Genomic DNA, 15,227 nt, shown 5'->3' with positions numbered 1-15,227 from the left:
CTAAGTTAAATAAGTTCAATTAGATTATAACTTTTTCCAAGCTTATCAAGCAAATACATTTCTCTTTCATGACTTGTGAAGAGAAGTATCTGTCTCTCTCTGGCTTCCTCAATAATCAGAGATAATGAAGTCTCAAGTCTTACAGAGTCGTACTGCTGAAAGCATTCATCCAGGAATAATGGGACATTATGGGGGATCATGCCCTTAAGGACCCCTAGCCTTAAAGCCAGATAGAGTTGATCAGCAGTTCCTCCACTCAGATCTTCCAGGTTAAGAAGCCTTCCAGTTGAATCATCTAAAACCCTTGCACTAAGCATTTGGTCAATTTTTGCATTATTATAAGCCCCTGCAGTCAATACTCTTATAGCTTTACTGACTTCTTTGTTAAGAATGGGGGCAAAATCCCTGTGCAATTCAGCAGACAAGACTTTTATTCTGGAGGATGCAAGATCAATGGCTTTTTTCTCTATTTCCAGCTCAGCAAGCTTTCCTCTGCAAAGATCTCTTTCTTCCTCCAGCTCAATCTTATCACCCAAGCTCTCCTCATAAGCGTTTATTCTCCCATCAAGCTCCTTGATATCCATATGTAGGATTTTAAGCTCCTCATCAAGCTGAGATATCTCCTTCAGCATACTTTCCTCATCGTAGACCAAAGAAAGAACTTCATTGTAAGGATCGGATATTTCATCCCATTCTTTTGGAAGTATTTCTATTTCTCTCTCAAGAGCTTTAAGCTGTAACAATTTGTTGGAAATTTCATCCTTCATTTTGCTGTATAGCACCTTGTACCTTATGCCATTCTTAAACTCCGAGGTGTCTGCCATGCCATTTCTCGACAATATGTCTGAAAGCTGCCTCTCCAGGATCAATAATTCTGAAAGTTGCTGTTTTCGTCTTTCCTGGATTGCCAGCATCGATTGTTCCAATTCGAGCCTTCTTAGTCCATTTAGTTCTATGGATGCACTCTTAAGCTCAGCAACTTGTCGTAGCTTCTCGTTATGTCGTGCAATAGCTTTCGCTGATTTGTGAGTGGAATAATAAAAAATCAGGCTAGCAATAATCATTGGTTGGATAAATAGCAGTGAAGAAAAATTTCGGGTCATGAGCAGCACTCCACATCCAATGATGTAAATACTTCCTGCTGCTGCGCTGAGTATAGTTGTTACCCGTTTTTTTGCCTCAAGGTCCTTGATTTCTTTTTCTATTGCTTCCTTTGTAGAATACTCTGCAGCCGATTCAAGACTGCCAGCTCTGTATCCATCCTCGATGATCTGTTCAATCTCCGCTGTTCGTACTTTATTATCAAGCAGTCTAGTTAACTGATCCTGAAAAGCTCCCCATTGTTCGTCAAGCCCTGATATTCTGTCCTTTGATATCCTAATATCAGAATCCAGGCGATGACATTCCTCAAGATCCTCATCCCTGAGAACACTATATGGCTCTATATCTAAGCATTTAAGCTCCAGCTCCTTTATCTCCCCAGAAATTAAATTGATTTTTTCCTTTATGTCCCTTATCTTATTATCTCTAATATGGTACGACATCAATTTCAAGTAATTGTATCTATCAGCTTTAATATCCAGCTTAGTTGAAAGCCCCTGCCTCTGGATGGATGCTGAATCATATCGGTTCTTGATCTCGTTCAGCTCATTAAGTCGATCATCAATTTCATTGATTTTTCTGGAAAGCTGACCGTACCATGACCTTGAATTCCTGTTGGTCCCAATTTCAGCTGATTTTTTATCCAAGAACTTTAATGCTTTATCCACTGAAATGGTATCATCCCCTGATTCAGCTGCGTTGATCATTCTGTCCCTCATCTCTTCAGCAAGCCTTGAATTTGTATCGATTGCCCTTTGTCCAACATAAATCGTATTATTGAATATGCTGCTGCTAACTCCAATAAACTGATAGCCTGGTTGAGCTATTCTTCCAGAGGGTCCAAGCTTCATTTGTGAGGTTACATCCTCACCAGTTGCTTCATCGATTATCCGGGTCTCCTCTCTGCCCTTTACAAAGCTCCGTTCAATTATATACCCCACTCCATCCTTTATGAGAGTCAATCGGCCGCCGTACGCTTCGCCGAACCATGGAGTGTATTTTGAATGATCGGGATTATATATGGTCGACTTGACCCCTGGTTTCAAGAATCCATAAAGCATACCTCCAATGAAGCTATGGATGGTAGTCTTGCCGCTTTCATTCTTCCCATAGATAACGTTCAATCCATCCTTAAGGCTAATCTTTTTATTCCTGAGCTTCCCGAAGGCTATTATGTCAATCTCTTTTATCAGCATCAGGAGCTCCTCCTTCCAAGAGAGCTTCAAGGCCTATGTATAGAGCCCTTCTTCCTACAATGGTTGCAACATCCTCATCGGTGAAGGAGCTTATGAATGCACCGATTATATTTCCTTCGTTTATTTCCTGAAGCTCCTCAAGGTTTAAATCAGGACTTGATTTATCCTGGATCTCTATATGGTAACAATCTTTTTCAAGCTGTTCAATCAACGCATCAGCATTAAAATGCTTTGGCGAATATCCTGTCAGCAGGATGCGATGAAAGTCGTCCTTCCCTGCGCCAATAAATACGTCTTTTGCTGACTCGTATATCTCATTAAAGGTCATATCACCGCTTAATAGTACCTGATGTATATTAAAATTCCTTGTACTAAATGGAGAAAAAGTGAAGCTATTTGTACTCCCCAGCTCACCGCGGATGAAGCCTCTCCTTCCTGGCTCACCAAAGTCCAAACCCTCAAGTGAACCGCAATAGGCAATATTATCAGCTATGAACATAGGCTTATGTATATGTCCAAGTGCAATATAATCCATTTTCAAAGACTCAAGATTTTTCTTCTCAAGCACCATGTACTTGCTTGTACTTATAACATCACCGTGGAGCATGAGAATATTATGATAATCATCGACTCTCCTGATATTATTGATAATATCAAATGTATCCTTAGATTTGATCCAGCTTACGCCATGCACTGCAACTTTGATATCATCTAATTGTATTGTCTCTACATCAGTTCCCTTGAAAACTGTGACATTCTTGCTGAATCTCCAGTTGGATAGCATAGAGTCTGAAGACAACATATCATGGTTTCCTGCAATAATAAAAAATCTTACGCCTTCAGCTGAGCTTAGGATATCGGAAAGTCTTACCATATCTCTTTGTGTAAAATTGTCCTCCTCAAATAAATCACCGGAAATGAGAAATAACTCAATGTTTTCCTCAACAGCATATAAAACTAGCCTTTGGAATGCACTCCACAACTCTTCTCTTCTCCTTCTACCTTTTTCCGGACCAAAGGATGTATTGGTAAATCTCAACCCAAGGTGAATATCGCCAGTATGAATAAATCTAACCATGTGCTCCCCCGTCTTCATATATTTCTGAACGTCCTGACCTCCAGCTTATTCATAAGTCCCTTTATATCTGACATATCAACCTCTCCAGATCTTCGGAAGCAGTGGATAAGACTTGTTGCTGCACCAAGTTTGAAAATCGTCTCCTCGTCATAGCTTCTAATCATACCTAATGAAATCCCTGCAAGCAAATAGCCATAGTTGGAATTGCAATGCTCTCTTCCAATTGAGGGGATTTCTATTCTGTATCCCTTATCCTCAGAAAGTACCAGAGCTCCCTTCTCTCTGAGATCCACAAAAACATATTCAATGTCCTTATCAAGTAAATATCTGCAAGCCTTTATTATCTCAGAGTCATATTCAAGTTTAAGGTGTGTTATATTCTCAAGGCTCTCCAGATCAAGTGCCATGAGAAACGGAGAACCCTTCACTGCCTGAGCAGCATCTCTGCCCTTCAAAGCTGCTAAGGATCTTCTTCCAAACTGCTTGGACATTATGAGCATATCCTCCAGCATCCCTTCAGGCAGATTATTAGGTACAGACCCTGTAATGCATGTGATTTCACATGTATTCAGCTTTTCTTTATAATGTCTCATATAGGCAGCTGCCTCATCCTTTGATAATCTCGGCTTGATTTCAGAAATCAAAGTCTGGCCATCGCTATAGTGTATGAATAGCTGCTCACCTGTAGACTCCTTTATCTCAACTAAATCGTGTTCAATTCCAGATTCAGAAAGGAAATCTTTGACGCTCATTCCTGTGTGACCTCCGGAGATCCCGCAAACCAATGCCTCCTCATTCATTATTCTCAGCATCAGTGCAAGCTCTATTCCTTCACCTCCTGGGAATACATCTATTCTCTCAGGGGTCAAAGCTCCTGGATGGTCTTTTCTGAAGGGAACTTTAATTCTTTTCCTCAAAACGGGATTCAAATCCACAGATAATATCACACTACACACCTCCCATTAGCTTATTATACCCTTCATACCGACTCAATGGCAATCAGCATTGCCATTTCAGCATTGAAAACGCCTCCTTATAATTATATAATGAAGGTGACTTAAGGAGGGATCTGTATGTATGAGGAGTATGGCCTTTCAGGCCAATTATCTGCATTTGTACTTAAATATGCCGATCAAAAAGGGATCATTAGCAAAGTGAGCTACATTCTGGCTGCCCACGATGTAAATATTGCCAATATGAGAGTTGAAAGAACCGGCGATTCAGCAACTATGGTATGTGAGGTAGATGGCGTTTTAAGTGAGGAAACCTTAGCTGAGATAACAGGACTTGACGAAATAAACTGGTATTGGATATTCGAGCCTGATAAATATTAGGGGAAATAAATTCCGGACCTTGGGAGGCATTCTATGAATATTAGGGAGAAGCTGATTAAATTCATCAACGGGATTGGAACACTAGAAACAATTGGAAGTCCTGAAATAGGTTTAGGCAAGATAGCAATAGATTATATTTCAGCCCTTAAGGAATTCCTTGATGGTTATAAAGTTATGGACACTGAAGAGTGGGTCAGAACTTTATTTGACTATGCAGCTTCAAAATCGTATCCCCATAAAAAAACCTCTCGGATTGAGCCGGATCATATTGAGCTCTATGAAGCTGTACTATCAGGATTGAGGGAGTTGAATGGTACTTCACATTTTGACTATCCGCTCACAGATGTTACCTATGAGTTTGATACATTTAAGTCAGAATATAACAATCGCTTCATATTTGAGATGATGCAGCTTGACATGGCAGCAACAGGCCATAACACAATTGAGCACGTACTCGGTGTCAAGGATGTGGCCATGCATGTTGCACTCCAGCTGAAAAGCCTTGGACTCCCAATAGACCTGGGTATCGTGCTGGGGTCCAGTCTTGGTCATGATATAGGAAAATATGGAGTTACCCAGCATGAACAGCCGAGGGTACCTTATCTGCACTACTTTTATACAGAGCAATGGTTTAAAAATCTCGGACTAGACCGGATAGGTCACATTGCAACGAACCACTCCACCTGGGATCTTGAGCTTGAAACTCTGCCGTTGGAATCACTTGTTCTTATATACGCTGACTTCAGAGTAAAGAACAGATCTGTGGATGGAGGACTTGAGATGTATACCTTCACTCTGGAGGAATCCTTCCAGGTCATACTTGACAAGCTTGACAATGTAGACGAAGCTAAGGAGAAAAGGTATAGAAAAGTATACAACAAGCTTAAGGACTTCGAAGAGTATATCAAGGAGCTTGGTGTAGACACTACGCTTAGTGGCAGCATCAGACCCCGTGGACAGGTATATTGGAGTCTATTAAAGGGTGAAGATATTGTACGTTCAGTAAAATACAAGGCTATTGAAAATAATGTTTATCTGATGGCTAATCTTGTAAATCAGGACAGATTCCTGGAAATACTGGAGGAAGCCAGGAGCCAAGCTAATTGGCGAAGGTTAAGGCTATATATAGAGATCCTTAAGGAATATTCAACATACCTGACACAAAAACAAAAGATACTTGTCCTGCACTTCCTTAGTGACCTGATGCTACATAAAGAAGAGGACGTCCGTAAGGAGGCCTCTGAGCTTATAGGCAGGATTTTGTCAAATTATGACGAGGAATACAGAAAGGAGCTTCCAGATTCAGTGGTAATGAATCGTCCGGATGAAACCAGTGAGATGCTTCTTGAGAAACTTCTTACCGATCTTCTTTATCCCAGCTATAAGCTTGTCGATTCTCAAAATGAATGGCTTTATAATCTAAAACTCATAGTTAAATCTATTTTTGAATTCTGTCACAAGGACAAATATCCCATATACTTCGACAAGCTGAATTCATTTTATCAGGGATGTGACAGTCTCACACCAATTGCACAGTTTTATCTTGTGCAGACAATAAATTATCTGCCATTAAGCAGCTTAGATGATGACAGAAGGTCTCATCTGTATAAATATATCTTAAAAAAGATATCCTCTGCGAACACAAATATACGCCTTAGCGCTTTGGATAGAACATTTGAAATTATATCAAAGCTTTATGATGATAAGCTTTTTGCCCCGCTTAGGGATCACCTATCCAAAATGATGCAAAAATCAATGATCCCAGCGGAGAATTATCTTAGATACATCCTCTCTATAAAGCTTAGGATGGATGATGGAGCGATCGCTGTATTTAGGGCAAACTACTACTCTGATCAGGCAAATATATCTGAATTGTTCCTGGAAAATCTAAAGACCGCTACAGGCTGGACAAATAAAAAAATCAATATAGACATCCTTTACGATCAGGTCAGGAAAAATCCGCAGACGACTGGTATCCACACAGCTATACACCTTTGCAATCTTTTAAAGGTAAGTGCAGTTGAAAGGGTTAGAAACTACAGTGGTTATACATTACTGAACATAATACCGCTTCTATCACTTGAGCAAAGGAACGATGTCGCCATCGAGCTTTTAAGAGCTCTAGAGATGGACAGCTATCAGTTCACTAAGTTTATCCCTGAGTATCTGGGGCACTTGTTCCTGTTCCTTCCTCCAAAGGAACTTGACGAGATCATTGACGACCTCGAAGATAAAATAAGGGTCTCGAGGCCACAGACAGTTATTCTGCTGCTGAATACTATTGGTACAGCTATCGTTAACTACCCGATTTATAAGGATCTGTTCCCTGAGGATTTCAGCAGAAATATTACGAGGCTATACAGACTGCTGGGCTTACTTCTCGTCCCAATATCATCCTACAAGCTTGAGATAAAGACAGAAGCCTTAAGGGTCATTGCATCTACAGTCTTCAATTCCGAAAAGCTATCTCTTGAGGATAAATTTGTCGTATTCAGGAGAGTAGGCAAAAAACTGTTGACCTTGATCGAGGACGCCCGGGAGAATGCATTTGTATTTTATAACAATGCCGCGTCCTTAAACCATATATACAGGTTCATTTCGGAGTATGAATTTGAATTGGGTGACATGGATATAGAGTCTGAGGAGGATGTAGTTTTTTTCCCTGGCTCCTTTGATCCCTTCAGCCTAAGCCATCGAGAGATTGCAAAAGAGATCCGTAATCAAGGCTTTGAGATTTACCTTGCAGTTGACGAGTTTTCATGGTCTAAGCGAACAGAAGCCCATCAGTTCAGGAGAAATATCATCAATATGAGTATTGCTAAGGAGGATGGGATATATCTATTCCCAAGAGAAATACCTATAAATATCGGAAATGATCAGGATATGAAAAAGCTGAAATCAATTTTTGGCAAGAGAGAAGTCTACCTTGCCGTTGGTTCTGACGTCCTGGTAAATGCCTCTGCATATAGAGGTGACAGAGAAATACTGAAGTTTTCTCATGTAATATTCGACAGAAAGACAGATCAGAACCACATAAATGAGTCCGAGAGACTTGAATCTGCGATTTCAAGAATTAAGGGCAATGTAGTTAAGCTTACGCTTCCAACACAGTATGAAGACATCAGTTCGACAAAAATAAGGGAAAATATCGATAAGAATAGGGATATTTCAAAACTCATTGATCCGATGGCGGCTGATTATATTTACAATTTTGGTTTGTATCTTCGAGAGCCCCTATACAAGACACTCCTTGAAACTAAGACCATCGATATCGACGTTCATAGAAACTTAAGCAGTGAGCTGCTTGATTATCTTACAGAGCATTTTGGAGACAGCCTCGACACTGAAGGTCTTGTTGGAATCAGGGAAAAACTAAGCTACCGGATAATTCTTCTTATGGATACTGAGACAAATTCACCCCTTGGCTTTTCAGCCTTTTACTGGGTCCGCCACAGCATGCTGTTCGATGAATTCAAGGATCAGGAAACTACTGAGTTCATCAGAAATAATGCAAAGGGTCGAACTGCTTTCATTTCCTGCATGTTCGCCAAGGATGATGACGATAATCTAATGGACATGATCCTAAATGAGACTTTGTCTATCGCATTAAACAGAGATTATAACTATGCATTATACAGCAACACTATGGTCAAGGGGGGAAATGTGAAGGCTGAGGAATTCCTAATCCTTCAGGGCTTTGTAAAAACTCCCTATACCCACCGTGGATCCCCTATCCTTATGGTGGATATGAACAATCCTATCAGCTTGAACCTTGATCTTGAAAACACTCTCAAGGCCCCTTATGATGAGGATCCTAGAATACAGAGGGTTATATATGAGTCCAGAAAGAAGCTGAAAAAGGTGTTGGCAGACCTATATCCAGGGGAGTTGTTGATTTCCTTTAACAGGGATATGGTCTACTCAAAGCTTATCCAGAAGGTCTGCGACGAGAATGAGGTGCCCATACTTGATTCAGGGAAAAGACAGCTTGGGGGGAAGATGTGTGTTCCATTTGGAATCATACTGAACAACTCGATCATACCGAATACAGTTACGAAGACCCTTCATACTGAAAGGATCTTTGAACCGGACATCCAAAGCTTTACAGTTGGCCACTTCCCAAATTATCTGACATTGGAAGAGCAATGTAAAACCATAAAATCCTTCAACAGACCTGTGATCCTTCTGGATGACCTGCTCCACAAGGGCTACAGAATAAAAATTGTTGAACCTTTATTGAGAAAAGAGAACATTGAGATTTCTAAGCTTCTGGTAGGTATACTGTCTGGCAAGGGAAAAGAAATTGCTGAAATCAGAAACCTAAATATCGATTCTGCGTACTTCGTTCCTAATCTCAAGCTATGGTTCAACGAAAGCGGTCAATATCCATTTCTTGGAGGAGATATGGTCAGGAGTGACTACCTTGATAACAATCTGATACCAAGTATCAACTTCATCCTTCCCTATGTCTCGCCAAGGTTTATTAAGGTAAGAAGTCAGGACAGCATTTACAAGATGTCAGAGGTTTCACTGAGGAATACTATGGATATTTTCAAGGCGATAGAAAAATTATATCAGGAGATAAATGAAAAGAACTTGACTATAGCCTCTCTGGGTGAGGTCATCCATATCCCAAGATATCCTGATCTTGAGAGGAGTATTGGTGAGAAACGCCACATGAAGCCCTCCGCATCTATCGAGATGGATCTTGACTATCTGAAAAGGCTCGAGCACACTCTTAGAGGACATGTGAGGTGATTGAAATGTATTATTATAAAATTGATGAAAGCTTCTTATTCTCAAAGCATTTGCTTGATGATATTGAGACTTCTGATGAAGCCACTGTAAGTAACCATGAGGGAATCATATACTATCTTAAAAGTAATATGCCTCTACTATCAAGGAGGGGCTTCAAAGCGATGTCAACAAGACAACTGGACAGCAGTACTGAAGACTTGGAGCTCCTTGAATATAAAGGAGACAGCCTGGATCATCCGGATTGGATCAAAAAGAAAGTAGCAACAGGCGATATTAAGGTAATCAACCCAAACTATCCCAGCTGGAAAGATGAGCTCACTCCACTCCCGAGAAAATGGAGAGTAAATATCCTTGCATTGGGAGATGTGGGAAGTACTCTCGCAATTGGTCTGCGGCTTCTAGGTAAGGATATTTCGGTAATAGGGTTATACGACAGAAGCTCTGAAAAGCAAAAAAGGTGGGAATATGAGCTGGGCCAAATCAGAAAACCATTTGATGAAGGCCGTTTACCAAAAGTAATAAGCATACCTGAGGAGAACCTATTTGACTGTGACATGTTTGTATTTTGTGCATCAAAGGGTATACCGCCAGTGGGCTCCAATGTATCAGATGTCAGAATGGCTCAATTTGAAGGCAACAGAGAGATTATCCATAAATATGCAAGAATGGCAAGAAAAATGAATTTTAAGGGCTACTTTGCAGCAGTAAGCGATCCTGTCGATCCCTTGTGTAAGGCAGCATTTATTGAGAGTAACAAGGATGACAATGGAGCGATGGATTTCAATGGGATAGCTCCGAATAAGATCATCGGTTTCGGTTTGGGCGTAATGAATGCAAGGGCTTCCTTCTATGCTGAAAGAGATGAGTCTCTAAGTCAATATCTTGTGGAGGGTCAGGTCTTCGGACCTCATGGCAGCGGTCTTGTCGTTGCTGACAGTATGATCAATTATAATAATGAAAAGTCAATATATCTCACCGAACGAACAGTAAATGCAAACCTTGAAATAAGAGCACTGGGCTATAAGCCATATGTTGCACCGAGTCTTTCTTCGGGGAGTCTCTCAATAATAGCGGCAATACAGGGCGATTATTTTTACGGCTCTTCACTTATGGGGCATATCTATATGGGCTCAAAGATAAGATTGACAGACTCAGGGCTCGAGGTGCCCCAGTACAATCTTGACCCCTTGCTGAAAAAGAGGCTTGAGGAAACCTACAACGGATTAAGGAGCATAATATGAGACAACTAACTGTAATAGTACCCTCTGAGCCTGGTAGGTTGCTTAAAGAAATGATCAAGAGGGCAGTAGATGATAATCCTTACAGAGTAATCAGGAGCTCTCAGGAGCTTCCTGACATGACTGAAAACGATATCCTGTTTGCAGTTGAGCTTAATCCAATTGGTGTAAATCCTGAGATGAATCTGATTCTCGAAAAGCTCTGGTTGAGAGGCAAATCATCGCTCTCAGGCTCAAGAGGGAGTCTCCTTGTTCACAGCAATTATAACTCCTTCACAAAAACAGCTTCACAGGACATAATCTACCTGGCAAACCAGCTTGGTTGCTTGTTCCCTGGAAGACCAACGATTGAAGCCAATGAAAATCTGGATAATTTCCAGCCAATGGAGAAAATCTACAAGATGACTCTTGAGGAAATCTGTCTGCTAAAATGCGAGGAGCTTGGAAGGAGACTCATATCAACTCAGGAGTACTTCAGAAATAAGAGCATCGCTGTGCTTCACTCGTCCAATAAGGGTACATCAAATACTTTACAGTTATGGGACCTGGTAAGGAAAAACCTCCATAGCGTTGATATAACTGAGGTATATCTTGGAAACGGAAATATAACTGACTGCCGAGGCTGCAGCTACAAAACATGCAAATACTTTGGCAGGCAATCAAAGTGTTTTTACGGAGGCATCGTCGTTGAAGAGGTATATCCGGCAATAAGCAATTCTTCAACTTTGATAATGCTTTGCCCAAACTACAACGATATGCTAACCGCAAATATTGTTGCAACGATAAACAGACTTACTGCACTTTTCCGCAAAACAAAGTTCTATGATAAAAAGCTTTTCTCAGTTATCGTATCCGGTTATTCCGGGGGAGATGCGCTAGCAAAGCAGCTTATAAGCAGCTTGAACATGAATAAGACATTTGAACTTCCGCCAGCATTCTCTCTGCAGGCAACCGCAAATGACCCTGGCTCCATTCTCAAAATAGAGGATATCGAGGACAAAGCAAGAAAATTTGCAGAGCATATAATGAAAAATATATAGAAAACCGCCGGTATGATATCCGGCGGTTTTATTTATAACTGAAGTTCTATTTCCCCTTTACTTATCCTATTGGATAAATCTAAGATATTTTTCTCAATAATATCTATAACCTTGTAAAATTCAACATCTGGTTTACCAGAAGGATCATCAAGCCCCCAATCTTCCTCATATTGGCTCGGAAGGAATGGGCATATGACATTGCAGCCCATCTTTACGACAATATCTATCTCAGGCAACTCATCTAAAAGCTTTGAATGCTGGGTCTCTTCCATATCAATGGAGTACTTCTCCTTTATTATCCTCACTGCATCTTGGTTTATTTGTGGCTTAGTCTCGGTTCCTGCTGAATAGCTTTCAAAAACCCCTCCAGCAAAATGCTTCCCTAATGCCTCAGCCATTTGGCTTCTGCATGAATTATGAACACAAATGAATGCTACTCTTGGTATTCTCATGATCTAGGCCTCCTTTACACTTGTTGTTCCTTTACCAAACCAATGCCTAGTTCTGTTTGCAATTTTAACTAAAACCAACATTACAGGAACTTCAACTAATACCCCGACCACCGTTGTAACAGTAGCACCCGATGTCAGTCCAAATACAGATATTGCTACAGCAACTGCGAGCTCAAAGAAATTAGATGCTCCAATCATTCCTGCCGGTGCAGCCACATTATGAGGCAACTTCCATGCTTTAGCCCACAAATATGCTATGAAGAATATCAGAAAGGTCTGGATTATCAAAGGCACTGCAATCAAGAGAATATTATAAGGGTTATTGATTATAATTTGACCTTGAAACGAGAAAATAATAATCAGCGTCAGGAGAAGTCCTATTATTGTTACATTGCTGAACTTTGGTATATATACCTTTTCAAAATACTCAAGTCCCTTATTCTTTGATATAACATTTCTTGATATTACACCAGCTGCCAAAGGAATCACCACAAATAGAACCACTGAAAGAAATAGAGTATTCCATGGTACGAATATATTGCTTACTCCCAAAAGAAGGGCAACTATAGGCACAAATGCCACAAGTATTATCAGGTCATTAGTAGCAACCTGCACTAGGGTATATGCGGGATTACCTTTTGTAAGGTGGCTCCAGACGAATACCATCGCGGTACATGGTGCAGCTCCAAGAAGAACTGCTCCTGCCAAGTACTGCCTGGCTGTTTCACTATCTATAATGCCTCTATAAAATACATTAAAAAATACATAAGCTATGGCAAACATAGTAAAAGGTTTGATCAGCCAGTTTGTCACCCATGTAATGATTAATCCCTTGGGATTTTCCCCTACCTTTTTGACGCTCTTGAAGTCCACCTTAAGCATCATCGGGTAAATCATAAGCCAAATTAATATCGCTACCGGAACTGAAACCTTATAGTACTCAAATTGGCTTAAAAACTTTGGTATCTGAGGTATATAAACCCCGATGGCCACGCCAACGACCATGCAAATTGCAACCCAGATCGTAAGGTATTTCTCGAAAAAGCTAATCCCCTGTAGTTTATTATTTTTCATTTTCAGCCACCTCTGATAGTATTTGCTTTTCAAGCTCTCTTTTTAAGAATTTTAAAACTCTTTCTTTATCGCTGGTTATATCCTGACAACTAAGAGGACTATCGATGTATATTTTGCATTTTTTTAGTTCATTTACATATGATTCCTTACTAAAAACCTGTTCTCGTAAATATCTAAGTAAATCTGTACTACTATCCTTAAACTCGCTTCTCAGTCTGTAATGCATCCACTGACCATCCTTATAGGATGAAATTATATCTGAAGACTTCAACTTACCCAGATGTCTAGAGACATTAGATTGATTTAAATCAAGTAGAACTTCAATTTCACAAACACAAAGCTCATAGTCTGTTAACAGGTTCAGTATTCTAAGTCTGTTTTCATCTCCTAATGCTTTGAATATATCTTCCATTTTACCACCTCTATATATGATTATATTCGATTATACTCATATATTATCATCCAATAGATAAAATGTCAAAATAATATTCCGCCAAAGAGCTGGCGGAATATTACCTGATTGAAATATACTTCCATTTACTCGTCCCGAACCTGAGTGAAATAAATACCCACCTTACAAATTGGTCTATGAGTACTGAAAGCCAAGCTCCAAGAAGACCATAGCCTAATACTACTACAAACAACCAGGCTAGAGCAATACGCACTCCAATTATTCCTGCAAAGGTTGCTATTAGTGTCCAGACGGTATCTCCAGCTCCTCTTAATCCTCCTGCCACTATCAGCTGTGAGCCCTGGAATGGCATAATAAAAGCCATAAGCTTCAACACTTGTGAGGCTTCTCTTATAACCTCTGGGCTGTCAGTATAAAGCATCGCAACGTAAGGCCCCAGGAAGAAAAACATAAGACCCATGAGAGCAGATATCAATGAGCCTATACCTCTGCTTTCCTTTATGTACTGCTCAGCCAAATCAGGATCCTGAGCTCCCAGGCTCCTTCCAGTCAATGTTGAGGCTGCTGTTCCAAATGCTTGGCCTGGAGTGAATGATAGATTCATTATATTTATGCATATTTGGTGAGTCGCATACGCAATTGTCCCAAGGGTTGCTACCATTCTAGTAAAAATAAGTATGCCCGCCCTGAATGCAATCTGCTCCAGTGAAGCCGGCACCCCTATTTTCACAAGATTATATATTATGTCGTTATCGATCCTAAATTTATTTTTTAAGTTCAGTTTTATATAACCCTTGCTTTTCACCAGATATTTAATCAAAAGCACACTTGCGACAGCCTGAGAAACTGCTGTAGAAATTCCCGCTCCAGTGACTCCAAGCGCAGGAAATCCTAAAAGTCCAAATATCAAGATAGCATTACCGAAGACATTCAGCAAATTGACCTTAATATTTATACTCATGGGAGCTTTTGTATCTCCTGCTCCTCTCAAAGCTGCAAAAATAGAAAAGTTGAAGCCCTGGAATATAAAACCAAGGGTGACGATCCTGAAATAACCCATACCTAAAGAAATTGTGTCGCTTCCCGCTCCAAGTATCTCCATTACCCACAAGCTTTTCACCAAGCCAAGGTAAATAATCGGCAGTACTAAAAAAATCTGAGTCATAATAATAATGTGTTTCACAACAGATTCAATCTTGTCTGTTCTACCAGAGCCAATGTACCTAGCCACCATTGCTGTAGCCCCTACATTCAAGGCCTGTACCAGAGATAACCCTACGAAGATCAACTGATTGGTAATTCCAACTGCTGCAATCGATGCAGTTGTTATCTCAGTTGATCCTGATCTCCCAAGCATCATCATATCAACCATTCCAAAAAGTGTACCAAGTAGCAGTTCAACAAAAACTGGATTTGCGATCCTGGTTATGTCACCCCGGATTTTTTTCTTATCGTAAGTAATTTCCATACTTTCACCTTCATATATATTTAGACACTCTAAAGAGTATACCACCCCTGCGGGAAACTATCAATAATCAATGCAT

The 15,227-nt window shown here is 40.3% G+C and carries 11 protein-coding genes; 4 read left to right on the top strand and 7 right to left on the bottom strand.

The genetic code is table 11. The features are described from left to right. Positions 1–5 precede the first annotated feature (5 nt). The 3 genes from AC4PHB_RS02635 to AC4PHB_RS02625 are packed head-to-tail and all read right to left on the bottom strand — an operon-like array spanning position 6 to position 4,322. Positions 6–2,297 carry an ATP-binding protein gene (locus AC4PHB_RS02635; RefSeq protein ID WP_492137119.1) on the bottom strand — a complete coding sequence of 764 codons (2,292 nt, stop codon included), beginning with the start codon at positions 2,295–2,297 and terminating at the stop codon, positions 6–8. Beyond that, positions 2,278–3,375, bottom strand: a complete 1,098-nt coding sequence (locus AC4PHB_RS02630) for a metallophosphoesterase family protein (RefSeq protein WP_492137118.1) — start codon at positions 3,373–3,375, stop codon at positions 2,278–2,280. Before AC4PHB_RS02630 ends, AC4PHB_RS02635 begins: the two co-directional genes overlap by 20 nt. A 14-nt stretch (positions 3,376–3,389) precedes the next feature. After that, positions 3,390–4,322 carry a 1-phosphofructokinase family hexose kinase gene (locus AC4PHB_RS02625; protein ID WP_492137117.1) on the bottom strand — a complete coding sequence of 311 codons (933 nt, stop codon included), beginning with the start codon at positions 4,320–4,322 and terminating at the stop codon, positions 3,390–3,392. A gap of 126 nt (positions 4,323–4,448) precedes the next feature. Between AC4PHB_RS02625 and AC4PHB_RS02620 the strand changes: the two genes are divergently transcribed. The 4 genes from AC4PHB_RS02620 to AC4PHB_RS02605 are packed head-to-tail and all read left to right on the top strand — an operon-like array spanning position 4,449 to position 11,745. After that, the gene (locus AC4PHB_RS02620; protein ID WP_492137116.1) at positions 4,449–4,709 is read left to right on the top strand and encodes an ACT domain-containing protein; all 261 of its coding nucleotides are present in this window, start codon (positions 4,449–4,451) and stop codon (positions 4,707–4,709) included. Between the two features lie 33 nt (positions 4,710–4,742). Continuing rightward, positions 4,743–9,467 carry a cytidyltransferase gene (locus AC4PHB_RS02615; RefSeq protein WP_492137115.1) on the top strand — a complete coding sequence of 1,575 codons (4,725 nt, stop codon included), beginning with the start codon at positions 4,743–4,745 and terminating at the stop codon, positions 9,465–9,467. Positions 9,468–9,472: 5 nt separating this feature from the next. Then, positions 9,473–10,708, top strand: coding sequence for a Rossmann-fold NAD(P)-binding domain-containing protein (locus AC4PHB_RS02610; RefSeq protein ID WP_492137114.1), 1,236 nt, complete (start codon positions 9,473–9,475; stop codon positions 10,706–10,708). Then, positions 10,705–11,745, top strand: coding sequence for a flavodoxin family protein (locus AC4PHB_RS02605; protein ID WP_492137113.1), 1,041 nt, complete (start codon positions 10,705–10,707; stop codon positions 11,743–11,745). Before AC4PHB_RS02610 ends, AC4PHB_RS02605 begins: the two co-directional genes overlap by 4 nt. A 32-nt stretch (positions 11,746–11,777) precedes the next feature. Here the strand turns inward: AC4PHB_RS02605 and AC4PHB_RS02600 are convergent, their stop codons facing one another. The 4 genes from AC4PHB_RS02600 to AC4PHB_RS02585 form a co-directional block, all read right to left on the bottom strand. Next, on the bottom strand, positions 11,778–12,197 hold the full coding sequence (locus AC4PHB_RS02600; RefSeq protein ID WP_492137112.1) for an arsenate reductase ArsC: 420 nt from the start codon (positions 12,195–12,197) through the stop codon (positions 11,778–11,780). 3 nt (positions 12,198–12,200) lie between these two features. Beyond that, positions 12,201–13,271, bottom strand: coding sequence for an ACR3 family arsenite efflux transporter (arsB, locus tag AC4PHB_RS02595; protein WP_492137111.1), 1,071 nt, complete (start codon positions 13,269–13,271; stop codon positions 12,201–12,203). Then, positions 13,261–13,683, bottom strand: a complete 423-nt coding sequence (locus AC4PHB_RS02590) for an ArsR/SmtB family transcription factor (protein WP_492137110.1) — start codon at positions 13,681–13,683, stop codon at positions 13,261–13,263. Before AC4PHB_RS02590 ends, arsB begins: the two co-directional genes overlap by 11 nt. A 100-nt stretch (positions 13,684–13,783) precedes the next feature. Next, positions 13,784–15,151 carry an MATE family efflux transporter gene (locus tag AC4PHB_RS02585; protein ID WP_492137109.1) on the bottom strand — a complete coding sequence of 456 codons (1,368 nt, stop codon included), beginning with the start codon at positions 15,149–15,151 and terminating at the stop codon, positions 13,784–13,786. Positions 15,152–15,227 lie beyond the last annotated feature (76 nt).

The sequence above is a fragment of the Gudongella sp. QWL-04 genome, assembly GCF_058683975.1.
This window is presented reverse-complemented; position numbering and strand designations above follow the sequence as displayed.